Source organism: Streptomyces sp. NPDC001380 (assembly GCF_042895785.1).
In the GTDB taxonomy this organism is placed as follows: Bacteria; Actinomycetota; Actinomycetes; order Streptomycetales; family Streptomycetaceae; genus Peterkaempfera.
The window spans coordinates 24,479-48,436 of the sequence record NZ_JBIAWP010000029.1; the positions used below are offsets into that span (position 1 = coordinate 24,479).

The 23,958-nt window shown below is 77.7% G+C and carries 24 protein-coding genes and 2 pseudogenes; 16 read left to right on the plus strand and 10 right to left on the minus strand.

Annotation, left to right across the window (positions count from 1 at the left end; translation table 11 throughout):
• Positions 1-99: 99 nt before the first annotated feature.
• Positions 100-624: a MarR family winged helix-turn-helix transcriptional regulator gene (locus tag ACFY07_RS25885; protein ID WP_390871959.1), complete on the plus strand. Its 525-nt coding sequence runs from the start codon at positions 100-102 to the stop codon at positions 622-624.
• The gene (gene mug / locus ACFY07_RS25890) at positions 624-1,268 is read left to right on the plus strand and encodes a G/U mismatch-specific DNA glycosylase (RefSeq protein WP_390871960.1); all 645 of its coding nucleotides are present in this window, start codon (positions 624-626) and stop codon (positions 1,266-1,268) included. Before ACFY07_RS25885 ends, mug begins: the two co-directional genes overlap by 1 nt.
• Before the next feature lie 143 nt (positions 1,269-1,411).
• Here mug and ACFY07_RS25895 read toward each other — a convergent pair whose 3' ends face one another.
• Positions 1,412-2,215 (minus strand): TVP38/TMEM64 family protein, encoded by an 804-nt coding sequence (locus ACFY07_RS25895; protein ID WP_390871961.1) that lies wholly within the window; start codon positions 2,213-2,215, stop codon positions 1,412-1,414.
• 102 nt (positions 2,216-2,317) lie between these two features.
• Here ACFY07_RS25895 and ACFY07_RS25900 point away from each other — a divergent pair, with 102 nt between their 5' ends.
• From ACFY07_RS25900 to ACFY07_RS25910, 3 genes are all read left to right on the plus strand, one after another.
• Positions 2,318-3,406 carry an SPFH domain-containing protein gene (locus tag ACFY07_RS25900; RefSeq protein WP_390871962.1) on the plus strand — a complete coding sequence of 363 codons (1,089 nt, stop codon included), beginning with the start codon at positions 2,318-2,320 and terminating at the stop codon, positions 3,404-3,406.
• On the plus strand, positions 3,406-4,305 hold the full coding sequence (locus ACFY07_RS25905) for a hypothetical protein (protein WP_390871963.1): 900 nt from the start codon (positions 3,406-3,408) through the stop codon (positions 4,303-4,305). The genes ACFY07_RS25900 and ACFY07_RS25905 overlap by 1 nt, the downstream gene beginning before the upstream one ends.
• 327 nt (positions 4,306-4,632) lie before the next feature.
• Complete coding sequence (locus ACFY07_RS25910) at positions 4,633-5,352, plus strand: TSUP family transporter (protein ID WP_390871965.1); 720 nt, start codon at positions 4,633-4,635, stop codon at positions 5,350-5,352.
• Between the two features lie 49 nt (positions 5,353-5,401).
• Here the strand turns inward: ACFY07_RS25910 and ACFY07_RS25915 are convergent, their stop codons facing one another.
• A complete protein-coding gene (locus ACFY07_RS25915) occupies positions 5,402-6,592 on the minus strand; it encodes an MFS transporter (protein ID WP_390871966.1) in 1,191 nt (396 codons plus the stop codon).
• A 371-nt stretch (positions 6,593-6,963) separates the two neighbouring features.
• Here ACFY07_RS25915 and ACFY07_RS25920 point away from each other — a divergent pair, with 371 nt between their 5' ends.
• Complete coding sequence (locus tag ACFY07_RS25920) at positions 6,964-8,172, plus strand: ROK family transcriptional regulator (protein ID WP_390871967.1); 1,209 nt, start codon at positions 6,964-6,966, stop codon at positions 8,170-8,172.
• Between the two features lie 155 nt (positions 8,173-8,327).
• On the opposite strand, the gene ACFY07_RS25925 is transcribed toward ACFY07_RS25920, so the two are convergent.
• Positions 8,328-8,555: a hypothetical protein gene (locus tag ACFY07_RS25925; RefSeq protein ID WP_390871968.1), complete on the minus strand. Its 228-nt coding sequence runs from the start codon at positions 8,553-8,555 to the stop codon at positions 8,328-8,330.
• Between the two features lie 346 nt (positions 8,556-8,901).
• On the opposite strand from ACFY07_RS25925, the gene ACFY07_RS25930 reads away from it, so the two are divergent.
• Together ACFY07_RS25930 and ACFY07_RS25935 are read left to right on the plus strand one after the other, a co-directional pair.
• The gene (locus ACFY07_RS25930) at positions 8,902-9,318 is read left to right on the plus strand and encodes a molybdopterin-binding protein (RefSeq protein ID WP_390871969.1); all 417 of its coding nucleotides are present in this window, start codon (positions 8,902-8,904) and stop codon (positions 9,316-9,318) included.
• A gap of 95 nt (positions 9,319-9,413) precedes the next feature.
• Positions 9,414-10,175: a glycerophosphodiester phosphodiesterase gene (locus tag ACFY07_RS25935; RefSeq protein WP_390871970.1), complete on the plus strand. Its 762-nt coding sequence runs from the start codon at positions 9,414-9,416 to the stop codon at positions 10,173-10,175.
• A 4-nt stretch (positions 10,176-10,179) separates the two neighbouring features.
• Here the strand turns inward: ACFY07_RS25935 and ACFY07_RS25940 are convergent, their stop codons facing one another.
• From ACFY07_RS25940 to ACFY07_RS25960, 5 genes and pseudogenes are all read right to left on the minus strand, one after another.
• The gene (locus ACFY07_RS25940; protein ID WP_390871971.1) at positions 10,180-11,241 is read right to left on the minus strand and encodes a helix-turn-helix transcriptional regulator; all 1,062 of its coding nucleotides are present in this window, start codon (positions 11,239-11,241) and stop codon (positions 10,180-10,182) included.
• Between the two features lie 112 nt (positions 11,242-11,353).
• Complete coding sequence (locus ACFY07_RS25945) at positions 11,354-11,659, minus strand: hypothetical protein (RefSeq protein WP_390871972.1); 306 nt, start codon at positions 11,657-11,659, stop codon at positions 11,354-11,356.
• 313 nt (positions 11,660-11,972) lie between these two features.
• Entirely contained in the window at positions 11,973-12,110 is a 138-nt protein-coding gene (locus ACFY07_RS25950; protein WP_390871973.1) for a hypothetical protein, read from the minus strand.
• 111 nt (positions 12,111-12,221) lie between these two features.
• Positions 12,222-12,659 carry a cytidine deaminase gene (locus tag ACFY07_RS25955; RefSeq protein WP_390871974.1) on the minus strand — a complete coding sequence of 146 codons (438 nt, stop codon included), beginning with the start codon at positions 12,657-12,659 and terminating at the stop codon, positions 12,222-12,224.
• Between the two features lie 21 nt (positions 12,660-12,680).
• A pseudogene (locus tag ACFY07_RS25960) lies at positions 12,681-12,893 on the minus strand (IS630 family transposase); the annotation flags it as partial.
• Between the two features lie 120 nt (positions 12,894-13,013).
• Here ACFY07_RS25960 and ACFY07_RS25965 point away from each other — a divergent pair.
• Positions 13,014-13,889: pseudogene (locus tag ACFY07_RS25965) on the plus strand (transposase family protein).
• Between the two features lie 93 nt (positions 13,890-13,982).
• Here the strand turns inward: ACFY07_RS25965 and ACFY07_RS25970 are convergent.
• Positions 13,983-14,945: a LysR family transcriptional regulator gene (locus ACFY07_RS25970; protein WP_390871975.1), complete on the minus strand. Its 963-nt coding sequence runs from the start codon at positions 14,943-14,945 to the stop codon at positions 13,983-13,985.
• A gap of 83 nt (positions 14,946-15,028) precedes the next feature.
• Here ACFY07_RS25970 and ACFY07_RS25975 point away from each other — a divergent pair, with 83 nt between their 5' ends.
• The 7 genes from ACFY07_RS25975 (at position 15,029) to ACFY07_RS26005 (ending at position 23,309) form a co-directional block, all read left to right on the plus strand.
• Complete coding sequence (locus ACFY07_RS25975) at positions 15,029-15,730, plus strand: succinate dehydrogenase cytochrome b subunit (RefSeq protein WP_230746615.1); 702 nt, start codon at positions 15,029-15,031, stop codon at positions 15,728-15,730.
• 1 nt (position 15,731) lies between these two features.
• Positions 15,732-17,720, plus strand: coding sequence for a fumarate reductase/succinate dehydrogenase flavoprotein subunit (locus tag ACFY07_RS25980; protein ID WP_390871976.1), 1,989 nt, complete (start codon positions 15,732-15,734; stop codon positions 17,718-17,720).
• Positions 17,717-18,472, plus strand: coding sequence for a succinate dehydrogenase/fumarate reductase iron-sulfur subunit (locus ACFY07_RS25985; RefSeq protein WP_230746619.1), 756 nt, complete (start codon positions 17,717-17,719; stop codon positions 18,470-18,472). The genes ACFY07_RS25980 and ACFY07_RS25985 overlap by 4 nt, the downstream gene beginning before the upstream one ends.
• A 148-nt stretch (positions 18,473-18,620) precedes the next feature.
• Positions 18,621-19,604 (plus strand): alpha/beta hydrolase, encoded by a 984-nt coding sequence (locus tag ACFY07_RS25990; protein WP_230746620.1) that lies wholly within the window; start codon positions 18,621-18,623, stop codon positions 19,602-19,604.
• A gap of 218 nt (positions 19,605-19,822) precedes the next feature.
• The gene (locus tag ACFY07_RS25995) at positions 19,823-20,653 is read left to right on the plus strand and encodes a spermidine synthase (protein WP_390871988.1); all 831 of its coding nucleotides are present in this window, start codon (positions 19,823-19,825) and stop codon (positions 20,651-20,653) included.
• 173 nt (positions 20,654-20,826) lie between these two features.
• On the plus strand, positions 20,827-21,699 hold the full coding sequence (locus tag ACFY07_RS26000; protein WP_390871977.1) for a class I SAM-dependent methyltransferase: 873 nt from the start codon (positions 20,827-20,829) through the stop codon (positions 21,697-21,699).
• Between the two features lie 404 nt (positions 21,700-22,103).
• The gene (locus tag ACFY07_RS26005; RefSeq protein WP_390871978.1) at positions 22,104-23,309 is read left to right on the plus strand and encodes a PP2C family protein-serine/threonine phosphatase; all 1,206 of its coding nucleotides are present in this window, start codon (positions 22,104-22,106) and stop codon (positions 23,307-23,309) included.
• A 95-nt stretch (positions 23,310-23,404) separates the two neighbouring features.
• On the opposite strand, the gene ACFY07_RS26010 is transcribed toward ACFY07_RS26005, so the two are convergent.
• Positions 23,405-23,824 carry an ATP-binding protein gene (locus ACFY07_RS26010; RefSeq protein WP_390871979.1) on the minus strand — a complete coding sequence of 140 codons (420 nt, stop codon included), beginning with the start codon at positions 23,822-23,824 and terminating at the stop codon, positions 23,405-23,407.
• Positions 23,825-23,958 lie beyond the last annotated feature (134 nt).

Below are 23,958 nucleotides of genomic sequence, written 5' to 3' on the forward strand. Positions count from 1 at the left end.
GCCTGAGCTACCTACCCGGTGCCGCCGAGCCTAAGCTGGTCCCGTCCGCCAGTCCACCGCAGTCCGCCACCGCAGTCCGCCACCACCGGAAGGGGCCCCTTGCCCGCTGACGACCACGCCCCGCCGCCCGCCCCGGACCGCCGCACCTTCGGCCGGCTGCTGCAGGCCCTGGCGTCGGAGATGAACCTGCTGGGCCACGACTTCGCCGCGTCCCAGGGGCTGCACGCCACCGACGTCCAGGCGCTGCTCGCCGTCATGGGCAGTTCGGCCGGACCGTCCGCCGAGGCCGGCGGGGCGGCCACGCCCGGGCGGCTCCGCGAGGAGCTGGGCCTGACCTCGGGCGCGGTCACGGCCGTCCTCGACCGCCTGGAGCGCGCCGGGCACGTCCACCGCACCCGCGACAGCGCCGACCGCCGGCAGGTCCGGGTGCACTACACCCCCGGGGCCAGCCGGGTGGCGATGGAGTGGTTCACCCCGGTGGCCGAGTGCACCGACACCGTCCGGGCGGAGTTCGACGCGGCGGAGCTGCGGGTGGTGGCGCGCTTCCTGGAGCGGATGACCGAGGAGCTGGAGCGGCTCCGGCTGGACCGCCGGCGCGAGGCGGCCGAGGGAGGGGCGCACTGATGGACGCCGCCCGCCCCGCGCCCCCCGCCCGCCCCGCGCGCCCCACCCGCCCCGCGCGCCCCGCGCGCCCCACCCGCGCCGAGCTGGAGGCCGCCCGCGACCGGACCGTCCCCGACGTCGTCGCCGACGGCCTGCGGGTGCTCTTCTGCGGCATCAACCCCGGCCTGTGGTCGGCCGCCACCGGCCACCACTTCGCCCGCCCCGGCAACCGCTTCTGGCCCGCCCTGCACCGCTCCGGCTTCACCCCGCGCCTGCTGCGGCCCGAGGAGGAGCGCGAGCTGCTCGGCCTCGGGCTCGGCATCACCAACGTCGTGGCCCGTGCCACCGCCCGCGCCGACGAGCTCGCCCCGCAGGAGTACACCGAGGGCGGCCGCCTCCTCACCGCCCGGGTGGAGCGGTACCGGCCGCGCTGGCTCGCCGTCGTCGGCGTCACCGCGTACCGGGCCGCCTTCGCCGCGCCGAAGGCGGCGGTCGGGCCGCAGCCCGGGCGGATCGGGGGGTCCCGGGTCTGGGTGCTGCCCAACCCCAGCGGACTCAACGCCCACTGGACGGCGCAGACCCTCGCCGAGGAGTTCGCCCGTCTGCGCGCCGCCGCCGACGGGACCGCCCCCGCCCCCGACGCGGAGCCGCTGCCCGGCCTCTGACAGCGGGCCGCCGGCCGCTCTGCAGCGCCGCGCCCTGACCTGCGGGTCCGCGCCCTGACCTGCGGGTCCGCGCCCTGACCTGCCGGTCCGGCCCGGTGCGCCCCGGCGGTCCGCTTCCCCCGTGCGGTCCCGGCGCAGGTCCGTCAGACGGCCGCCCGGCGCCGCGCCCGCCACAGCGAGGCGGCGCTCAGCAGCCCCGTGACGGCGATCAGGCCGGCGGAGAGCAGGAAGGCGGGGGAGCCGGGCGAGGACGCCGAGGCGCCCGCGACGACGTACGCGGCCGTCCCCGGAATCACCCCGAGCGCCGTCGCCGCGGTGAACGGCAGCGCCCGCACCCCGGAGAAGGCGGCGCCGAAGTTGGCCGCCGCGAACGGCACCCCGGGCACGATCCGCAGCAGCAGCACGCTGCGGAAGCCCTGCCGGGTCAGCCGCCGGTCCAGGGCGGTCAGCGCCCTGCCCCGCAGCAGCGGCCGCACCGCGTCGCGCCCCAGGGTGCGCCCCAGCCCGAAGGCCAGCCAGGCGCCGAGGGTGGTGCCCGTCACGGCCAGCGCCAGCCCCTCGTGGACGCCGAAGAGCGCGCCGGCGGCCGCGTTGAGCGCGGGCTTCGGCACGAAGGCGAGCGTGCCGAGAGCGAAGAGCGCCGCGAAGGCGGGGCCCGTCCAGGGGGCCGGCACGAGCGTGGCGAAGCCCTGGGAGAAGACCTGCTGCGGGCTCCACAGCAGCAGCGAGCAGGCCGCGGCGGCGAGCACGAGGACCAGCAGGGCCAGGCGTGCGCGCGGCGACGCCGGGGCGCCGCGGGGTGCGGGGTGCGCGGCCCCGCCGGGGGGCCGCCCGTCGGCCGCCGGTCCGCCGGGCGGCGGTACGTCGGGCACGAGGCTGCCGGGCGCCTGTCCGCCGGGTACGGGCCCGCCGGGCGTCCGTTCGCGGGGTGTCCGTTCCTGGAGCATCCGTGGAGCCTACAGCGGGCCGGGCCGCCGCACCCGTTGTCGTCCACTTGACGATAAATGGGTCGGCTCTCTATCGTCACCATGACGAAAAGGGGGAGCGACATGGCCGACATCACCAGGCGCCTCGGGTTCCGACACCTGCGCGCCGCACCCACCGCCCACATCCGCCACCTGCGCGGCGGCACCCTCGCCCACGACGGCGTCGGCCTCGCCTTCTGGTTCCGGCCGCTGGACGCGGCCCTCTCCGAGGTCCCCGTCGACGACCGCGAACTGGCCGTGCTCTTCCACGCCCGCACCGCCGACTTCCAGGACGTCACCGTCCAGGCCACCCTCACCTACCGCATCACCGACCCGGCCGTCACCGCCGCCCGCGTCGACTTCTCCGTCGACCCCGACACCGGCGCCTGGCGGGCCGCCCCGCTCGACCGGCTCGGCACCCTCCTCACCGAGACCGCCCAGCAGCACGCCCTCGACCTGCTCGCCCGCACGCCGCTGGCCGCCGCCCTCACCGACGGCGTCACCGCCGTCCGCGAACGCGTCACCGCCGGCCTCGCCGCCGACCCGCGCCTCGCCGATACCGGCCTCGCCGTCATCGCCGTCCGTGTCGTCGCCCTGCGCCCCGAGCCCGAGGTGGAGCGCGCCCTGCGCACCCCCGCCCGCGAACGCGTCCAGCAGGAGGCCGACCGCGCCACCTACGAGCGCCGCGCCGTCGCCGTCGAACGCGAACGCGCCATCGCCGAGAACGAACTCGGCAGCAGGATCGAACTCGCCCGCCGCGAGGAGCAGCTCCTCGCCCAGCAGGGCGCCAACGCCCGCCTCCAGGCCGAGGAGGGCGCCGCCGCCGACCGGATCAGCGCCGAGGCCGAGGCGTCCCGCCGCACCCGCCTCGCCGAGGCCGAGGCGGACGCCGCCCGCGTCCTCGGCGACGCGAGGGCCGCCGCCGAGGCCGCCTGGCTCACCGCCCACCAGCAGGCCGACCCCGCCACGCTCCGGGCCCTCGCCCTCCTGCGGCTCGCCGAGCACCTGCCGCGCATCGACAGCGTCACCCTCACCCCCGACCTCGTCACCGGCCTCCTCTCCCGCCTCGGCGCCGCCCCGGCGGAGGCCGCACCGGGCAGGGCCGCCCCGGAGGAGGCCGGACCGGGGACGTCCATCCCGGGGAAGGCCGCGCCGGGGGAGGGGCGCGGCTGATGGCGCTCGCCCCGCGGGTGGTCGTCGTCCACCGCCGCACCGAGTACGAGGAGCTGGTCGCCCGGCACGGCACCCCCGGCCAGGCCGCGTTCTTTCTCGCCTCCCGGGGCCGCTCCCTCGACGAGGCCGAACGGCGCCACCACCGCACCCTGGCCGCCCTCGCCGAGGTCGCCGCCGCCGTGCCCTCCGACTGGCGCCGCACCCGCGTCGAGCGCGGCGACCTCGCCCGGTTCCTCTTCGCCCCGGACGACGTCGTCGCCGTCGTCGGCCAGGACGGCCTGGTCGCCAACACCGCCAAGTACCTCGACGGGCAGCCCGTCGTCGGCGTCGACACCGACCCGGGCCGCAACCCCGGCGTCCTGGTGCGCCACCGGCCCGAGGACGCGCCCGCGCTGCTGCGGGCGGCCGTCGGCCCCGCGGCCGGCCGCCGCCTGGAGGAGCGCACCATGGTCGAGGCGGTCGCCGACGACCCCCAGCGCCTGCTGGCCCTCAACGAGGTCTACCTCGGCCAGCCCGGCCACCAGACCGCCCGCTACCGCCTCGCCGCGGGCGGCGCCCGCGAGGAGGCGCAGGCCTCCTCCGGCGTGCTGGTCGGCACCGGCACCGGCGCCACCGGCTGGTGCCGCTCCGCCTGGCTGGAGCGGCGCAGCGAGCTGCCGCTGCCCGCGCCGTCCGCCGCCGCACTCGCCTGGTTCGTCCGCGAGGCGTGGCCGTCGCCCGCGACCGGCACCGCGCAGGTGCAGGGACTGCTGGGCCCGGGGGACCGGCTCGCCCTCACCGCGGAGTCCGACCGGCTGGTCGTCTTCGGCGACGGCGTGGAGTCCGACGCCCTGGAGCTCACCTGGGGGCAGACCGTCCGCGTCGGCGTCTCCGCCACCCGGCTGCGGCTGCTCGCCTGACGGCGGCGGCGTGCGTGGCGGCGCTGCGGGCGGGACCGGCCCGTCGCCCGGCCGGCGTCCCCGCCGTCCTGCTGCCGGCCCGCCGGCCCCCGGGGGCGCCGCCGCGCACACGGCCGGGGCCGGGCGGACCGGTGACCGCAGCCGCACCCCAGGGGGCTGCGACCGGCCTCCTCCGGTCCCTCCGCGGGCGCCGGGGACCGCCCGTGCAGTACCGTCGTCCGTCCGCCGGAGGGCCCGCGCCCGTCCGCGTGCGGCGGGAGCGTCCGGGGCGGCCGCCCCGCCGACGGGCGGCGCCTTTGACCCGCCCGGACGAGGGGACCCTGCCGCATGACCGCCGACGACCTGCTGCTGGGGGCCGCCGTCCTGCTCGGCGCGTCCGTCCAGCGCCTCACCGGCATCGGCTTCGCCCTGGTCGCCGCACCCGTCCTCGCGCTCCTGGTCGGTCCCGCCCAGGGAGTGCTGGTCGCCAACTGCGCCTCGGGCGCCGTCAGCGCGCTCGGCCTGTGCGAGGGCTGGCGCCGGGTCCGGACGGCGTCGATGGTGCCGCTGGTCCTCGCGGCGGCCTGCACCGTACCGGCCGGTGCCTGGGTCGCGGACCGTCTGCCGAGGAACGTCCTGCTCACCGCCGTCGGCACGGCGGTCGCCGCCGCGGTGCTGCTCGTGGCCTGCGGGGTGCGCGTCGCGGCGCTGCGCGGCCGGGGCGGCGCGGTCGCGGCCGGGGCGGCCGGCGGCTTCCTCAACGCCTCGGCCGGGGTGGGCGGCCCCGCCCTCTCGCTCTACGCGGTCAACGCCCGCTGGCCGATGCGGGAGTTCGTGCCCAACGCGCAGTTCTACGGCGTGCTGGTCAACCTCTCCTCGGTCGCCGTCAAGGGCCTGCCCCGCCTCCCCGCCCCGGTGTGGCTCCTGCTGGCGGCGGGGGTGGGCGGCGGCGCGCTGGCCGGACGCCTGCTGGGCGACCGGATCCCCGAGCGCCGCGCCCGGCAGCTCGTCCTCGGCCTGGCCCTCGCCGGCGCCCTGGCCGTCCTGGCCAAGGGGCTCCTCGGCTGAACCGCCGGGCGCCCCGGCCCCCGGAGGCCGGCGCCCGGCGGCACCGGCGTCAGCGGACGGGGTCGGGGACGGCCGGGGCGGCGTCCGCCGGCGCGGGAAGCGCGGCGCCCCGCAGGGCGCCCGCGGACACCACCAGGGCCGCCACCAGGACGGTGACCAGGCCGAAGGAGACGGTCAGCGACGTCGCCTGGGCCAGCGCGCCCACGGCGGCCGGGGCGACCAGGCCGGAGGTGTAGGTGATCGTGGCCACGCCCGCGATGGCCTGGCTGGGGTTGGGGCCGCTGCGCCCGGCTGCCGCGAACGCCAGCGGGACGACCACCGCCACGCCGACGCCCAGCAGCGCGAACCCGGGGACGGCCAGCGCGGGCGTGTCCGCCGCCACCACCAGGAGGCCGCCCGCCGCCGCGGTCGCCCCGCCCAGCCGCACGGCCCGCACCGGGCCGGTCCGCCGCACCACGGCGTCCCCCGCCAGGCGCGCCCCGGCCATGGTGAAGGCGAAGCCGGAGTAGCAGGCGGCCGCCACGCCCGCCGAGGCGCCCGTGACGTCCTTCAGGTAGACGGCGCACCAGTCGGCGCTGGCGCCCTCGGCGAAGACCGCGCAGAAGCCCACCAGGCCGATCGCCAGCGCGGCCCGCGGCGGCAGCGCGAACCGCGGCGGGGCCTCCTCCCCGGGCGCGGGGCGCACGTCCAGCAGGCCGCGGCAGACCACCAGTCCGCCCGCCACGAGCAGTGCGGCCATCACCCCCAGGTGCAGGCGGGCGTCGACCCCCGCGTGCGCGGCCAGCACACCGAAGCCCGAGGCCGCCAGGCCGCCGACGCTCCACATGCCGTGCAGCCCCGACATGACCGACCGCCCGAGCCGCTGCTCGACCTCGACGCCCTGGGCGTTCATGGCGACGTCCGCCATTCCGGCGGTGCCGCCGTAGACCAGCAGCGCCACGCAGAGCGCCGGCAGGCCGGGCGCGGCGGCGGGGAGCGCCAGCGAGGCGCACCACAGGGCGAGCAGCCCGCGCACCGCCGCCCGGCCGCCGAAGCGGTGCACGATCCGGCCGGCCAGCGGCATCGCCAGCGACGCGCCGAGGGCGGGCATGACCAGGGCCAGGCCGAGGGCGCCGGCCCCGAGACCCAGCCGCTCCTGCACCCAGGGGATGCGGGTGGCGAAGCTCCCCGTGACGGCCCCGTGGAGGGCGAAGACGAGGGCCACGGCGACCCTGGCCCTGCGGACGGCGTGCTGGTCCATGCGTGCGTGTCCTCCCCGGTGCGCGGCCGGGCGGCCCCGCGGTGGTCGTCGTCGGTCCGGTGCGGTTCCGGCCCGGTGTGGTGCTGCTGGTGCGGTGCTGCCGGTCCGGTGCGGTCGGCGTCCCGCGGTCCTGGCGGGGCGCGGTGCCGGGTGTCCCGGCCGCGTCCGCCGTGCGGGCGCACGGTCGGGGCCCGCACGGTCGGGCCGGTGCGGTCGGGGCCCGCACGGTCGGGCCGGTGCGGTCGGGGCCCGCACGGTCGGGCCGGTGCGGGCGGGCGGTGGTGGCGAGCGGTGGTGGCGGTGCGCACGGAAAACTATCAGGAAGGGTCCCTGATAGAAAAGGCGCGCACCTTCTGGGAGGATGCGGCCCCATGACCACCGCCCGCACGGCCACCCCGAGCACGGCCCGCGCGATCAACGACCGGCTGGCCCTCGGCCTGCTGCTCGAACAGGGCCCGCTCACCGCCGCCCGGCTCAGGGACCTCACCGGCCTCTCCCGCCCCACCGTCTCCGACCTCCTGGAGCGGCTCGGGCGGAGCGGACTGGTCGCGGTGGTGGGGGAGGCGGGCGAGGCCCGCCGCGGCCCCAACGCCCGTCTCTACGGGCTGGTCGCCGACCGCGCCCACGTCGCCGGCGTCGACGTCCGCACCGTCGGCGTGGGCATCGCCGTCGCCGACCTCGCCGGGCGCACCCTGGCCACCGCCGACCTGCCCGTCACGCCCGGCACCCCGCCCGCCGCCCTCGTCGACGCCGCCCTGGAGGCCCTCGCCGACACCGCCCGCCGCGCCGGGGCCGGCGCCCTCCACACCGTCGCCGTCGGCGCACCCGGGCTGGTCGACCCCGCCACGGGCGAACTCCGGGCCACCGCCGAACTGCCCCACTGGCACGCCGACCTGGTGCAGGTGCTCCGCGCCCGCACCGCCGCCCCCGGACCGTTCGCGGGCTCCCTGGTCCTGCTGGAGAACGAGGTGAACCTCGCCGGCATCGCCGAACGGCGCCTCGGCGCGGTCCGCGACCGCGACACCTTCGTCCTGCTCTGGCTCGGCCACGGCGTGGGCGCCGCCGCCGTCCTGGACGGCAGGCTCCGCCGGGGTGCGTCCGGGGGCACCGGGGAGATCGGCTTCCTGCCCGTGCCCGGCACCTCACGGCTCCCCAGCGCGACCGACTGCGAGGGGGGATTCCACAGCACCGCCGGCGCCGCGGCCGTCTGCGCCCTGGCGCGCGACCACGGCCTGGCCGCCGGTCCGGCCGACGACGCGCCCGCCGCCGAGGCGGCCGTGCGCGCGGCCCTCGCCGCCGGGGAGTCCGGCGGGCCGTTCCTCGACGCCCTCGCCGCACGGGTGGCGGTCGGCGCCGCGGCGGTCTGCGCGGTCCTCGACCCCGGCTGCGTCGTCCTCGGGGGGGAGGTCGGCCGGGCGGGCGGAACCGCCCTCGCCGACCGGGTCGCGGCCCGCCTGGCGGACCTCCTCCCGCTGCGGACCGAGGTCCGGTCCGGCACCGTCACCGGCAGCGCCGTCCTCGGCGGGGCCGTGCTCACCGCCCTGGACGCCGTTCACCAGGACCTCTTCGGCGCCCCCTGAGCCGCGCCCGCGACCCCTCCGGACGGCCGCCGGCCCTGTGAACCCGCAGGCCCGCACATCCGGACGGCCGCCGGCCCTGTGAACCCGCAGGCCCGCGCCACCCGTGGACGGGGCCACCTGCGGGGCTGTCCGCAGGGCTGTCCGCGGGACCGCCCTCAGCGGGGGGCGTCCGCCGCCCGGTGCACGCCGCTGCCGCCGCCGTGGTGGGCGGCCTCCGGCGTCTGCAGCGCGGGCGTGCCCAGGACCACCGCCGCGACCAGCCCGGCCGCCGCGGCCACGCCGAAGGCGGCCCGCCCGACGACCTGCCGCACCGTCGGCCCCTGCTGCGGCCGCACCGCCGCGTCGCCGAGGAACTCCTCCGCCGGACCCCTGCCCTGCTCCATGCCCTGCTCCCTGTGCACAACAGCCGTACCGTACATCCCGCGCTTTCCGGGCCCTTCCCCGGGTTCCGGTGCGCAGCGGTGCACACCGCCGCGGACCGGACGCCTCCCGGACCTTCCGGACGAGCGCTGATCCGCCGCTTGCCCGGATCGCGGGACTTCAACCCGGATCGCGCTCCCGGCCCGTCCCGTGTCCCCCCGATGCGCCACACGCCCGGCACCGGGGCGCGCCGCACGCCGCTCCGGTCGTACGGCAGGATGGCCCCGGTCACCGCGGCCCCGCGCCCGGCCGCCGATCCGCCCGCAGCCCGCGCCGCCCCGGCGCCCGCACCACCGAGGAGGGGCCCCGATGCCGCAGCCCGGCCGGCCCGCGAACAGCTACCGGATCGGGGAGGCCGCCGCCCTGCTCGGCGTCAGCCCCGACACCGTGCGCCGCTGGATCGACGCCGGCCGGCTCGCCGCCGAACGCGACGAGCACGGCCACCGCATCGTCCCCGGCGCCCGCCTGGCGGCCTTCGCCCGCGAGCTGGCCCGCCCGGAGAACGCCGCGGCGGCCGGCCTGCCCTCCTCGGCCCGCAACCGCTTCCGCGGCATCGTCACCGAGGTCGTCCTCGGCGACGTGGCCGCCCAGGTGGAGATCCAGGCCGGTCCGTTCCGGGTGGTCTCCCTCATCAGCCGGGAGTCCGCCGAGGAGCTGGGCCTGGAGCCCGGCTCCCCGGCGGTCGCCGTGGTGAAGTCCACCAACGTCGTCGTCGAGCGGGGCTGAGGCGCACCCGTGCAGCACCCCGCGCCCTCGGGCCCCCGGCCCCGTCACGCCCGGCCCCGCGCCGCCGCCCCCGCGCCGCCGCGGCCCTCCCCGCCGTGCCGCTCCCCGCCACGGCCCTCCCCGCCGTGCCCCGGGCCGTCGCCCACCGCGGCGACCCCTACCGCCACCGGGAGAACACCCTCCCGTCGCTGCGCTCCGCCCTGGCCGCCGGTGCCGACGCGGTCGAGGTCGACGTCCGCCTCACCCGCGACGGCGTGCCGGTCCTCCTCCACGACCCCACCCTGAGGCGCCTGTGGGGCCTCGAACGGCCGCTCGCCGCCCTCACCCTGGCCGACCTGCGCCGCATCGAGGGCCCGGCCGCGCCGCTGCGCGTGCCGACCCTCGCCGAGGCCCTCGCGCTGGTCGCCGCGGCGCCGCCGACCCCCGCCGGCCGGCCGCCCCTGCTCATGGTCGACCTCGACGACGCCGGACCGGCCGCGGCCGCCTGTGCCGAGGCCGCGCGGTGCGGCGCGGCCGACCGCGTCGTGTACTGCGGGCCGCCCTCGGCCATGCTCGCCGTGCGCCGCCACGCGCCCGCCGCCGAGGTCTCGCTGACCTGGCGGACGCCGCTCGCGCCCCCGCCGTCGCTGCTCGCGGACCTGCGGCCGCACCTGCTCAACCTGCCGTTCGGCCTGGTCACGCCGGTCCTGGTGGACCGCGCCCGCGGGGCGGGCCTCCAGGTCAGCGCCTGGACGGTGGACGTGCGCCGCACCATGGCCCGGGTGCTGCGCACCGGGGTGGTCTCCCTCACCAGCAACCGCATCGGCGTGCTGCGGGCGCTGATCGACGCCGCCGCGGCGGCCGGACCGCCCGGGTGAGCCCTCAGCCGCCCCCGGCCGCACCGCCCGCCGGACCTCCGGCCTGACGCGCAGCCGGGCCGACGTCGCTGCCCGGCCCCCCGTCCTGCGCCCCGCCCGGCCCCCGGTCCGCGCCCGCGTCCGCCGCCCGTTCCAGCCGGGCGGCCAGCGTCCGCAGGTGCGCCGCCAGCTCCGGGGGCTCGTGCACCTCGAAGTCCACGCCGAACATCGTCAGGTGCACCGCCAGCCCGTCCAGCGAGTCCGACCCGGCGCGCAGCACGCAGCTGTTCCCGTCCACCGGCTCCACCCGGGCGGACGTCGGGCTGGTCCGGGCGGCCACGACCTCCGCCGGGGCCTGCAGGGTGACCCGGGCCCGGTAGCGGTACACGTCCGTGGAGACCCCGCGCGACACCCGCTCCGCCGCGCCCTCCGGCGGTTCACGGGCCTCGAAGCGCGGGCCGGTCGGCAGCGGCCCGGTGATCCGGTCCACCCGGAAGGTGCGCCAGTCCGCCCGGTCCGTGTCCCAGGCGACCAGGTACCAGCGGCGCCCGGTGCAGACCAGCCGGTGCGGCTCCGCCACCCGGGCGCTCCCCGCGCCCCCGTGGTCCCGGTAGCCGAACCGCGTGCGCATCCGGTCCCGGCAGGCGCCCGCGAGCACCGTGAGGACCTCCGGGTCCACCGCGGGGCCCTCGCCGTGCAGCGGGACCGTCGCGCCGTGCAGGGCGGCCACCCGGCGGCGCAGCCGGGACGGCAGGACCTGCTCCAGTTTCGCCAGCGCGCGCACCGAGGACTCCGCCATCCCGGCGACCGTGCCGTGCGCGGCCGTCCGCAGTCCCACGGCGACGGCCACCGCCTCGTCGTCGTCCAGCAGGAGCGGCGGCAGGGCCGTGCCGGCGCCCAGCCGGTAGCCGCCCGCCGCGCCCGGCGTCGCGTGCACGGGGTAGCCGAGCTCGCGGAGCCGGTCCACGTCCCGCCGCACCGTGCGCGCGGTGATGCCGAGGCGCTCGGCGAGGGCGGGGCCGGTCCAGTCCGGGCGGGACTGGAGCAGGGACAGCAGGCGCAGCAGGCGTGCGGAGGTCTGGAGCACGGGTCCGACTCTGCCAGCCCTCGCGGACAGGTGCCGTCCGTGTCGCAGGATCCGTGCCGAGGTGCCGGTCCCGCCGGGCGCGGAAGGCGCCCCGGCAGGGCAGGACGGCGGGTCAGCCCCGCCCGGCCGCGCGGTGCTCGGCGCCGGCGGCCTGCTCCAGCAGCAGGAACGCCAGGCTGCGCGCCTCCTGCGGGCTGAGGCCCGCCCAGGCGCGGGAGGCGCCGTCGCGCTCGGGGCCGATGTCCAGGGCGATCCGCGGGAAGGGGCCGCCGGCGCCGCCGAGGCACAGGGCGGCGACGGAGATGCGCCGCCCGCAGGCCGTCACCAGCGACGCGGGCGCCCGGTCGGGGCGCGGCGAGGCCTCCACGGGGGCGGTGTCGCGGGGGAGGGGCTGGCGCTGCGGCCCGGCGGTGGTCATGGCGTCCTCACGTTCTCTCGGCGCACCCGGTCTCGCACCCGGTCTCCTCTGGTTCAGCACCGGCGCGCCGCCGCTTGTTCCGCGTCCCGCCGCCGTTGTGCGCCGGACGGGACGCGGTGACGCCGTGTCACCGGCGGCCCGGCCCGGGACCCGGACCCGCCCGGACCCGCCCGGGCCGGGCTCACCCTGCGGGGCGCCGGACCGGCCGAGGGGGGCCGGGCCCGCGCGGCGTCACGGCCGACGGGGGCCCGTCCGGGCGGGCCGCCGGGGCAGGCGCCCCCGGCGGCCGCGCTGACGTGCCGCCGCGCGCCCGTCACCCGTGCAGGACGGCCGCCCGGGTGCGGTCGGCGGGGGAGCCGGAGGCGCCGCTGCGGTTCCGCGGCAGGTGCCGGTCCAGCGAGGCCGCGACGGGGCCGACGACGGCGACGGCGAGGAAGGCCCAGCAGAACATGGCCGGGCTCTCCGTCGTTCTGGATCGGCCACAGGGAACCGTTTCCACCTTGGCTGAGCGGCCGGCCGGTGCCGTAGCAGGCAACGTTTGCCCTGTAAGCGTCTGAGGCCGTCAGCTCGTGCTGAGTGGTGCGCTCGCCTCAGCGTCGAGCTGGTGGTCCGCCCGGATGTAGCTTTCGGGAAGCAGGTCGGCGACGGGCACCATCCGGAGGCCGTCGCTTGTCCCGACGATGACCTTCAGGGCTGGGAAGTAGTCGAGGAGGACCTGGCGGCAGCGGCCGCATGGGGGCACGACGCCTCGGCCACGGTCGCCCACGGCGACGATGGTGTCCAGGTCGTGGGCGCCCTGGGCGGCAGCAGCGCCGATGAGGACCAGCTCCGCGCAGGGGCCTCCGGTGAAGTGGTAGGCGTTCACCGCGGTGATGATCCGGCCGTCTCGGGCACGGGCCGCAGCCGCCATCGTGTGGTTGTCGCCCCGACAGCGTGTGGCCGCGACGTGTGCCGCGGCCCGGATCAGCTCATGGTCGACGCGGTCGTTCTGTGTGGTCATCTTCTCTGCCTTCATGCGGTTTCAGGCGACGTCGGCCCTGTCGACGACGGCGCGCAGGCGCTGGTCGTCGGCGTGGCGGTCTCGCCGGATGATGTAGCTGCGGATCATGCTGCCCTGCTCCTTGTGGCCGGCGTGGCCGGTGCCATCGAGGGTGACGTAGCGCAGGGCCGTGAACTGGGCTTCTATGCGGTTGAGCCAGGAGTTGCGGGTCGGGGTACAGACGATCTCGACATTGAGCCGTTTCCCACTTGGCTGAGCGGATGGCCGGTTGGTGCGGGGTGGGGTCCGGGAAGGGGTGAAGCTCCTGGTGGACGGGTTGTCGACCAAGAGCGACCTGTCCGCCCGGAGCTTCGCATGCTTGTCTGCCCATCGGGGATCGATCTGTCCAGCACCGCCCTGCGGTACCTCTCCCGCTCGCGGACCGCCCGGCGCCTGGAGCTCGGCAGGCGGTGTCGCCGGCTGAGCGCGGACCGGCAGGCCCTGCTGGTCCTGGCCCACCTGCGGTGCGGGCACACGCCCCCAGCCTCCGGCCGGGAGGGACCCCCGACGCCCGGCTCGCGGCCGGGTTCGGCGTCGGGATCGCCACCGCCCACCGCTCCGTCACCGAGGCGGTGGAGGTCCTGGCCGCCATTGCCCCCGACCTCGCCGAGGCCGCCCGGCCCGCCGTACGCAAGGCCTTCGTCATCCTGGACGGCACCCTGCTGCCCATCGACTGTGGCACCTCCCGGCCGGAGGCTGGGGGCGATCGCCGCCGCCCGCCCCCACTACTCCGGGAAGCACAAGAAGCACGGCATGAACGTGCAGGTCATCGCCGACCCTCCCCCAGCCTGACGGCCGGGGATGCCCCCCTTGGCCGGCTGATCTGGGCCTCGCCCGCCCTGCCCGGCGCGGTCCACGGCATCAAGGCCGCCCGCACCCACGGCGTCTTCGACGTTCTGGCCGAGGCCGGCGTGCGGTGCTGGGGGACAAGGGGTACCGGGGCGCCGGCGGCACTGTCCGGGTGCCCTACCGCGGCCGCTGGGACAAGCTCTCCGCAGGCCAGAGGGCCGATGGGGGCACCCCCGGCCGAAGGCTGGGGGAGTCTCCCACGCCAGGATCCGGGCGGTCGGAGAACAGGCGTTGGCCACCCTGAAGAGCTGGCGACTGCTGCGCAAGCTCCGCTGCAGCACCACCCGCATCACCGACCTGGTCAGGGCCGTCCTCGCGCTTCAGCTCGCGACGTCAGGCTGAGGTTGGAAAAGGCTCAGGGCCTTCTCCTGGTGCACTGAGAAGTACGCGTAGGCCGTGGAGCCGGAGCAGAGGCCCCCCGGCGCCCGTCCCCGCTCAGGCGCGGTCCGCGGCCTCGTTCGACGCCGGCCCCGCCCGCCGCGTCCCCTGCGGGAGGGTCCCGGCGGCGGCAGCCCGGTCCAGGTGCTCCAGCAGGACCTGCCGCAGCTCGCGGGCGGCCCGCGGCGGCTCCACGTCCCTGCGGTGCGCGAGCCCCACCGTCCGCTGCAGGACCGCCCCGGCGAACGGCGTCACCTGCACCGACGGCCGCCGCTCCGCCACCATGCTCGGCACCACCGCGAGCCCGAGGCCCGCCTCCACGAACCCCAGGACCGCGTCCATCTCGCCGCCCTCCACCGCCAGCACCGGGTCGAACCCGGCCGCCCGGCAGGCCGCCACCGTGGTGTCCCGCAGGTCGTAGCCGTGCCGGAACATCACCATCGGCCGGCCCTCCAGGTCCGCCACCCGCACCGGCCGCCCGCCGCCCGGCGGCGGCGAGCCCGCCGCGGAGGCCACCACCAGGTCCTCCCGCAGCAGCTCCGTCGTGGCGAGGGCGGGGTCGTTGCCGTGCAGCGGCAGGATGATCAGCGCCAGGTCCAGGCTGCCGTCGGCCAGCCCGCGCACCAGGTCCCGGGAGCCGCCCTCCTGCACCACCAGCCGGATGCCGGGGTAGCGGCGGTGGTAGGCGCGCAGCACCTCCGGCAGCAGGCCGGTGCACAGGCTCGGCGTGGCGCCCAGGCGCACCCGGCCCCGGCGCAGCTGGGCGAGTTCCTGCACCTCCTGGCGGGCGCTCTCGGCGTCGGCCAGGATGCGGCGGGCCAGCGGCAGCAGCGCCTCGCCCGCGTCGGTCAGCGCGATGTTGCCGCGGGCGCGGCTGAACAGCTCGGCGCCCAGCTCCCGCTCCAGCGCCCGGATCTGCTGGGAGAGCGAGGGCTGCGCGACGTGCGTCCGCTCCGCCGCATGGGTGAAGTGGCGGGTCTCGGCGACGGCCACGAAGTACACGAGCTGCTGGAGCTGCACGCTCCCACGATAGTCCCCGCCTATCGGAACGAGCCCGTTCATGTCTTGGACCTGTCAGCCTCGGCGGCCGTAGCGTCCCGTCCATGGCACTGGCGACCCGGACGGCGCGCACGTCCGCACTCGGCACGCTGTGGGGCTCGACCGTCGGCAAGAAGGCGGTCATGGCGGCCACAGGCGTGATCATGCTCCTCTGGCTCACCGCCCACATGCTCGGCAACCTCAAGATCTTCTTCGGGCCGGCCGAGTTCAACGGGTACGCCGCCTGGCTGCGCACCCTCGGCGAGCCCGCCCTGCACGAGGCGTGGTTCCTGTGGATCCAGCGCGCCGTCCTCGCCCTCTGCGTCGTCCTGCACGGCGTCGCCGCCTACCAGCTCAGCCGGCGCGACCTCGCGGCCCGCCCGCAGCGGTACGCCCACCGCAGGCCGCGCGCGAGCTATGCCACCCGCACCATGCGCTGGGGCGGCGTCATCCTCGGGCTCTTCGTCGTCTGGCACCTGCTCGACCTCACCGCCGGCGTCGTCAACCCCCTCGGCGAGGACGGCCACCCGTACCAGAACGTCGTCGCCGACTTCCGCACCTGGTACGCGGACGTCTTCTACATCGCCGCGATGCTCGCCCTCGGCCTGCACGTGCGCCACGGCTTCTGGAGCGCGGCCCAGACGCTCGGCGCCAACAACCGACGCCGCGACCGCGCCCTGAAGGCGACCGCGAACGTCCTGGCGGTGCTGCTGACCGCGGGCTTCGTCTCCGTGCCCGTCGCCGTGATGACCGGACTGGTGGACTGACATGACCGACACGACCGCGACCCCCGCCCCCGCGACCCCGGCCCAGGCCCCCGCCGTCGGCGCCTACACCGTCGGCGACCCCCTCGCCGACACCAGGGCCCCCGCCGGGCCCGTCCACGAGCGCTGGGACACCCGCCGCTTCACCGCGAAGCTCGTCAACCCCGCCAACCGCCGCCGCCACACCGTCATCGTCGTCGGCACCGGCCTGGCCGGCGGATCCGCCGGCGCCACCCTCGCCGAACAGGGCTACCGCGTCGTCCAGTTCTGCTACCAGGACTCTCCCCGCCGCGCCCACTCCATCGCCGCGCAGGGCGGCATCAACGCCGCCAAGAACTACCGCAACGACGGCGACTCCGTGCACCGCCTCTTCTACGACACCGTCAAGGGCGGCGACTTCCGCGCCCGCGAGTCCAACGTCGCCCGCCTCGCCCAGGTCTCGCTGCAGATCATCGACCAGTGCGTCGCCCAGGGCGTCCCCTTCGCCCGCGAGTACGGCGGCCTGCTGGACACCCGCTCCTTCGGCGGCGTCCAGGTCTCCCGCACCTTCTACGCCCGCGGCCAGACCGGCCAGCAGCTGCTGCTCGGCGCCTACCAGGCGCTGTCCCGCCAGATCGACGCGGGCGCGGTCGAGATGCACCCGCGCACCGAGATGCTCGACCTCGTCGTCATCGACGGCCGCGCCCGCGGCATCGTCGCCCGCGACCTGGTGACGGGCCGGATCTCGGTCCACCTCGCCGACGCCGTCGTGCTCGCCACCGGCGGCTACGGCAACGTCTTCCACCTCTCCACCAACGCCAAGAACTCCAACGCCACGGCCGTCTGGCGCGCCCACCGCCGCGGCGCCTGGTTCGGCAACCCCTGCTTCACCCAGATCCACCCCACCTGCATCCCGCGCTCCGGCGACCACCAGTCCAAGCTCACGCTGATGAGCGAGTCGCTGCGCAACGACGGCCGCATCTGGGTGCCCAAGGCCAAGGGCGACACCCGCCCGCCCGCGGAGATCCCCGAGGAGGAGCGCGACTACTACCTGGAGCGGATCTACCCCTCCTTCGGCAACCTGGTGCCCCGCGACATCGCCTCCCGCGCCGCGAAGAACGTCTGCGACGAGGGCCGCGGCGTCGGCCCCGGCGGCCAGGGCGTCTACCTCGACTTCGCCGACGCCATCGCCCGCATGGGCCGGGAGAAGGTCGCCGAGAAGTACGGCAACCTCTTCGAGATGTACGAGCGCATCACCGCCGAGGACCCCTACACCCGGCCCATGCGCATCTACCCCGCCGTCCACTACACGATGGGCGGCCTGTGGGTCGACTACGACCTGATGACCACCGTCCCCGGGCTCTTCGCCGTCGGGGAGGCCAACTTCTCCGACCACGGCGCCAACCGCCTCGGCGCCAGCGCCCTCATGCAGGGCCTCGCCGACGGCTACTTCGTCCTGCCGACGACCCTCGCCGACTACCTGGCCCGCCACCCCCACGACGAGCCCGACCCCTCCCACCCGGCCGCCGCGGCGGCCGTGGCCGAGACCCGCGAGCGCCTCGCCCGGCTGCTGGCCGTCGGGGGCGACCGCACCGCCGAGTCCTTCCACCGCGAGCTCGGGCAGATCATGTGGGAGCACTGCGGCATGGCCCGCACCGAGGCCGGGCTGCGCGAGGCCCTGAAGCGCATCCCCGAGCTGCGCGAGGAGTTCTGGCGCCGCGTGCGGGTGCCCGGCGGCGGCGCCGAGCTCAACCAGCAGCTGGAGAAGGCCAACCGCGTCGCCGACCACCTGGAGCTCGCCGAGCTCATGTGCCTCGACGCCCTGCACCGCACCGAGTCCTGCGGCGGCCACTTCCGCGAGGAGTCGCAGACCCCCGACGGCGAGGCCCTCCGCGACGACGAGCACTTCTCCTACGTCGCCGCCTGGGAGCACACCGGCGGCGGCCCCCCGGTCCTCCACAAGGAGGAGCTGGTCTTCGAGTACGTCCACCCCACCCAGCGGAGCTACGCGTGAACCTCACCCTGCGCATCTGGCGCCAGCGCTCCCCCGAGGAGCAGGGGGCCATGACCACCTACCGGGTGGAGGGGGTCAGCCCCGACATGTCCTTCCTGGAGGTGCTGGACGTCCTCAACGAGGAGCTCGTCCTGCGCGGCGAGGACCCCGTCGCCTTCGACCACGACTGCCGCGAGGGCATCTGCGGCTCCTGCGGCATGGTCATCGACGGGCAGGCCCACGGCCCCGAGCGGACCACCGCCTGCCAGCTCCACATGCGGCACTTCCGCGACGGCGACACCATCGACGTCGAGCCGTGGCGCGCCGCCGCCTTCCCCGTCGTCAAGGACCTCGTCGTCGACCGCTCCGCCCTCGACCGGATCATCGGCGCCGGCGGGTACGTCACCGCCCCCACCGGCTCCGCCCCCGAGGCCCACGCCACGGCCGTCCCCAAGGAGGCCGCCGACACCGCCTTCGAGCACGCCGAGTGCATCGGCTGCGGCGCCTGCGTCGCGGCCTGCCCCAACGGCTCGGCGATGCTCTTCACCTCCGCCAAGGTCGTCCACCTGAACGTGCTGCCGCAGGGCGCCCCCGAGCGCGAGTCGCGGGTGCTCGGCATGGTGGCCGCCATGGACGAGGAGGGCTTCGGCGGCTGCACCAACACGGGGGAGTGCGCCACCGCCTGCCCCAAGGGCATCCCGCTGCCGTCCATCGCCGCCATGAACCGCGAGTACCTGCGGGCCCTGCGCAAGGGGGGCGCCCGCCGGCCCTGACCGTCACCCCGGCCCGGCGGGGGCGCCCGCCGGGCCGGGCACCGGGCCCGGCACGGGGCCGGGGACAGGGCCGGGCCGGCGCGGGCGTGACCAAGCCCACGCCCCGAGGGGGGACGCGGGCCGCGACCCGGTCACTACAGTCTGCGGCGTGGAGTTCCGTACCGACATCCTGGGCGAGCCCTACGAGGCCGTCGACCTGCCCCTGGCCGCCGACGAGGAGGGCGAGGTCCTCGCCACGCTCGTCCGCCGCCGCGCCGCCGCCCCCGGTGACGGCGCCGGGCCCTCCCGGCGCGCCGTGCTCTACGTCCACGGCTTCGTCGACTACTTCTTCCAGACCCACCTCGCCGACTTCTACACCGAGCGCGGCTACGACTTCTACGCCCTCGACCTGCGCAAGTACGGCCGCTCGCTGCGCCCCCACCACTCGCCCAACTTCGTCCGCACCCTCGACGCCTACGACGAGGAGCTGGACGAGGCGGTCCGCATCGTGCGCGAGGTCGACGGCCACGACCTGCTCCTCGTCAACGGCCACTCCACCGGCGGCCTCGTCACCGCCCTGTGGGCGCACCGCCGTGCCGGACAGGGCGTCGTCGACGGGCTCTTCCTCAACAGCCCGTTCCTCTCCATGCCGGCGGGCTCCCTGGTCCGCACCCTGGGCGCCCCCGCCGTCGACGCCCTCGGCCGCCTCGCCGGCACCCGCCGCCTGCCCATGCCGCCCGCCCCGCACTACGTGCACAGCCTGCACCGCGACTTCCGCGGCGCCTGGGAGTTCGACCTCGCCCTGAAGCCCGCCGAGGGCTTCGGCGTGTACGCGGCCTGGCTCGCCGCGATCCAGCAGGGCCACCGCCGGGTGCGCCGCGGCCTGGACATCGACGTCCCCGTCCTGCTGATGGCGGCCACCGCCTCCAGCACCGCCACCCGCTGGGACGCCGCCCTGCACCGGACCGACGCCGTCCTGCGCGCCGACGACATCGCCGCCCTCGGCCCCCGTCTCGGCCGCCACGTCACCACCGTCCGCGTCGAGGACGGCGTGCACGACCTGGTGCTCTCCGCCGACGAGCCCCGCGCCCGGGTCTTCCGCGAGCTGGACCGCTGGATGGCCGCCTACCTGCCGGACCCCGTCCGCGGCTGAGCACCCCTCCCCGCCGCCGGGCCGGTGCCCGCCGCCGGGCGGCCGGGCCCGGGGCGGTGGGGCCGCCCCGCGCCCGGGAGCGGCCCGTGCCCGAGAATGGTGCGGTGCCCCGCCCCGAACCGGCCCGCCCCGAACCGGCCGACGCCCCCGAGCCGTACGCGCCCGAGCCCGCCGCAGCCCCCGCCGACGAGCCCGTCCCCGCCGACGAGCCCGTCCCCGTGCAGCGCGCCGTCGCCCTCGGCACCGCCCGCCTCCTCCCGGACGTCGACCGGCCGCGCGCCCGCCTGCTCACCCTCGACGGCACCCCGCAGTCCTACGTCGACCCCGACGACCCCGCCCATCTGGAGTTCGAGTACGCCCGGCGCCTCGGCCACGTCGTCGACACCGCCGCCGCCCCCGGCCTGCCGCTGGACGTCCTGCACCTGGGCGGCGGCGCCCTTGCCCTGCCCCGGTACGTCGCCGCCACCCGGCCGGGATCGCGCCAGCGGGTGGTCGAGATCGACGGCCCGCTGCTGGAGCTGATCGCCGAGGAACTGCCCTGGCAGGGCCCGGGGGTGCATGTCGACGCCGTCGTCGGGGACGCCCGCGAGGCGCTGGCCGCCGCTCCCGACGGCTCCGCCGACCTGGTGCTCGCCGACGTCTTCGGCGGCTCCCGCGTCCCCGCGCACCTCACCACGGTCGAGTTCGTCCGGGAGGCCGCCCGGGTGCTGCGCCCGGGCGGCCTGTACGCGGCCAACCTCGCCGACGGCCCGCCGCTGGACTTCGCCCGCGCCCAGGCCGCGACCGTCCGCGCGGTGCTGCCCGAGGTGTGCCTGATGGCGGAGCCGTCGGTGCTGCGCGGCCGCCGCTTCGGCAACGTCGTGCTGGTCGGCTCGACCCGCCCCCTCGCCGCCGCCGACCTCGCGCGGCGCCTGGCCGCCGACCCCTTCCCGGCCCGCGTGGTCGACGGCGACGCGCTGGAGCGGTTCGCCGGCGCCGCCGCGCCGGTCACCGACGCCGCCGCCCGCCCCTCCCCGGAACCCCCGGAGGGCGCCTTCACCCTCTCCTGACGGTCCCGGCCGCCCGGGGCGGCCTCCCCGCCTCCCGGCCCCGGCGACGGCCCCGGCGACGGCCCGGCCGGACAGCCGTACGCCGGGGGGCGCCCCCCGGCCCGGCGGTGCCAGAATGCGGGCAGGCCCCCGCACCGGAGCGGCGGCCCCCGCAGCAGTCAGGAAGGACCCGGATGACCGCCGACGGAGTGCCCGCCGCCCCCCGGGCCCGGCTCGGGGCGGTCCCCGAGACCGCGCTGTGGACCCTGTACCACCGCGCGGTCGAGGCCCGCCGCCCCGACACCCTGCTGCCCGACCCCGAGGCGGTGCGGCTCGTCGAGGAGGTCGACTACCCCTTCGAGGAGCGCTTCGGCGACCCGGACTCCGCCGGCGTCCGCCTCCAGGGGCAACTCCAGGCCCTGCGGGTGCGCTGCTTCGACGCCGAGGTCGCCGACTTCCTGCTCCGCCGCCCGCGCGGCACCGTCGTCTGCCTCGGCGAGGGGCTGGAGACCCAGTTCTGGCGGGTCGACAACGGCCGGGCCCGCTGGCTCACCGTCGACCTGCCGGAGTCGGTGGAGCTGCGGGAGCGCCTGCTGCCCCCCGGCCCGCGCCAGCGGCTGCTCGCCTGCTCCGCCACCGACCACCGCTGGGTCCGGGAGGTCGACCCCTCCCAGGGTGTCCTCGTCACCGCCCAGGGACTGCTCATGTACCTGCTTCCCGGGGAGGTCCGCGACCTCCTCGCGGCCTGCGCCGAGGCCTTCCCCGGCGGCGGGATGGTGTTCGACGCCGTGCCCCGCCGGTTCGCCCGGCTGGCCCGCGAGGGGCGGCTGCGCTCCGGCGGCTACCAGGCCCCGCCGATGCCCTGGGGGATGGACGCCGCCGAGCAGCAGCGGCTGCGCACCGCCCACCCCGGCATCGCCGCGGTCCGGGACGTGGTGCCGCCGCCCGGACGGGGCGTCCTGGGCGCGCTCCTCCCGTACGCCCTGCGGCTGCCCGTGGTCCGGAGCCGGCGCCCGTCCGTGGTGCACCTGGACTTCGCCGTGCCGGGCGGCCCCGCGGAGCGGTAGGCGCCGGGCGGCCGGTCCCACCGGGCCGCCCGGCCCTCCACGACGTCCCGCACGACGGCACGGCCTCCGCGCCCGGCCGTCCCGCACGGCGGCGCGGTCTGCGCCCGGCCGGTCCGTTGCCCCCGGCGCCGCACGGCCCGCCCCGCGGCTCTCCCCGCGCCCGGCGCCCCGCCGTTGCCCCGCCCCGCGTGACGCCCCCCCGGCCCCGCCCCGCCCCGCCGTCGGGCCCGGCCGCGGCTCCCCGGCGGGCGCCCTCCGGCCGCTACGCGCGACAATCGGGTGACCGGCGGCTTCCGCGGGGCCCCTTCGGCCCCGCCCCGGGGGCCGAAGGGGCCCTGCGCCGCGATCCGGCTTCGGGGCGAGGTTGGAAGTCGGGGGACGACGGCCTCCCGGAGGTGACTGCGGTGCCTGTCCGTGTCGGTGAACTCCCTCGCGCCGGCCTGTGGCGCCACCCGCGTACGGTCCTGGCGGCCGTCATGGCGCTGCCGGTCGCCCTTCTGGCCGTGGACGAGCTCACACCGCCCGACATCCGGTTCGGGGCTCTGATGGTGGCCGCGCCCGCCCTGGCGGCGGTGTTCTGCACCCCGGCCGGCGTGCTGCTCGTCATCCTGGTGACGATCCCGTGCGTCGTGCTGTCCGCCGGGGCCAACCAGCTGCTCGACGCGGCCAACTTCCCCGTCCAGCTCGGCACGATCGCGCTGATCAGCCTGGCCTCCGTGGCCGCCAGCGCCGTACGCCTGCGGCGGGAGCGGGAACTGGCGCGCTCACGCTCCGTCGCCGCGATCGCGCAGCGGGTCCTGCTGCGGCCGCTGCCCCGACGGATCGGCACCCTGACACTGGCCTCCCTCTACCGGGCGGCCGACGAGGAGGCCGCCGTCGGCGGCGACCTCTACGCGGCCGCGGACCTCCAGGGCACCACGCGCATCCTGCTGGGCGACGCGCAGGGCAAGGGCCTCGCCGCCCTCGAGACGGCGGGCTGCGTGCTGGGCGCCTTCCGGCGAGCCGCCCGCCACCGCGTCCCCCTCGGCGAGCTGGCGGCCGAGCTGGAGGAGGACTACCGCGAGGACCTGCGGGAGGAAGCGGCCGCAGCGGAGGCCGGCGAGCCGGGATCGCGGCCCGCGGGCCTGGGGGAGGAGGGCTTCGTCACCGCCGTGGTGCTGGACGTCCCGCGGGACGACGCGGGACTGGTCCGCATCGTCAACCTCGGGCACCCCCCGCCGCTGCTCGTCCACGAGGGCAGGGTCTCCCCGCTGGAGCCCACCGTGCCCGCGCCCCCGCTCGGCCTGGGCGACCTCGACAGCACCCCTCCGCACGTGGACACCGCGGCCTTCCCGCCCGGTGCCACCCTGCTGCTGTACACCGACGGGCTCATCGAGGCCCGCGACGCCACCGGCGCCTTCTACCCCCTCATCGACCGGCTCCGCGACCTCGCCCCGCTCGCGCTGCCGCCCCGCGAGCTGCTGGCGGTCGTCCACCGCGACCTGCTGCGCCACGTCGGCGGGCACCTCGGCGACGACCTGGCCATGGTCGCTGTCCACCGCGCGGCGGAGCCCAGGACGGCGGGCCGCCGCGCGGAGGTGCCCGCCGATGTCGCACAGGGACGGCTCTGACCCGCGCCCGCGCCGCGGGCACCGCCAGGCCGGCGCTCCCGGCACCCGGCCCGCCGGACGGAGTCCCGCGCCGCAGGCGGCCGGGGACCGGCCTCCTACCAGGCGAGGACGGCGTGGACCTCCTTGCCGTCCGGGCGGACGGCGGTCCGCAGGTCGCGGGCCAGACGCTGGACGAGGGGCCAGCCGAAGCCGCCGGTGCCGCGCGCCAGGTCGGGCGTCCGCGGACGGGGCAGGAGCGGGCTGGTGTCGTACACGACGGCGTGGACGCCGTCGCGCAGGTGGGTCAGGCACAGGGTGAGGGGGCCCGGGGCGTGCCGCGTCGCGTTGGTGACCAGTTCGGAGACGACCAGCAGCACACTGTCGCGCGTGTCCTCGCCCCCGGGCGGGACGGCGCGGGTGAGCGCGGCGAGGAAGGCCTCGGCGGTACGGCGGGCCAGGGTGACGCTGCCGGGGCGGCCGTCGAGGTCCGCACACACGTGCTGTCCGGCGGGGGAGTGCTCGGAAAGGAGGTCCATCGGCCGTCCGTCCTGGTCATTGCTCGTCCACGTCTGGGTGCACCAGGGCGTATGCCCTCCGCAGCCGCGCCGATACCTCACCTTTGCCCGATCTCGCCCCCTCCCGGGCGGCCGCGCCCTGCGGCTCCGCAGCG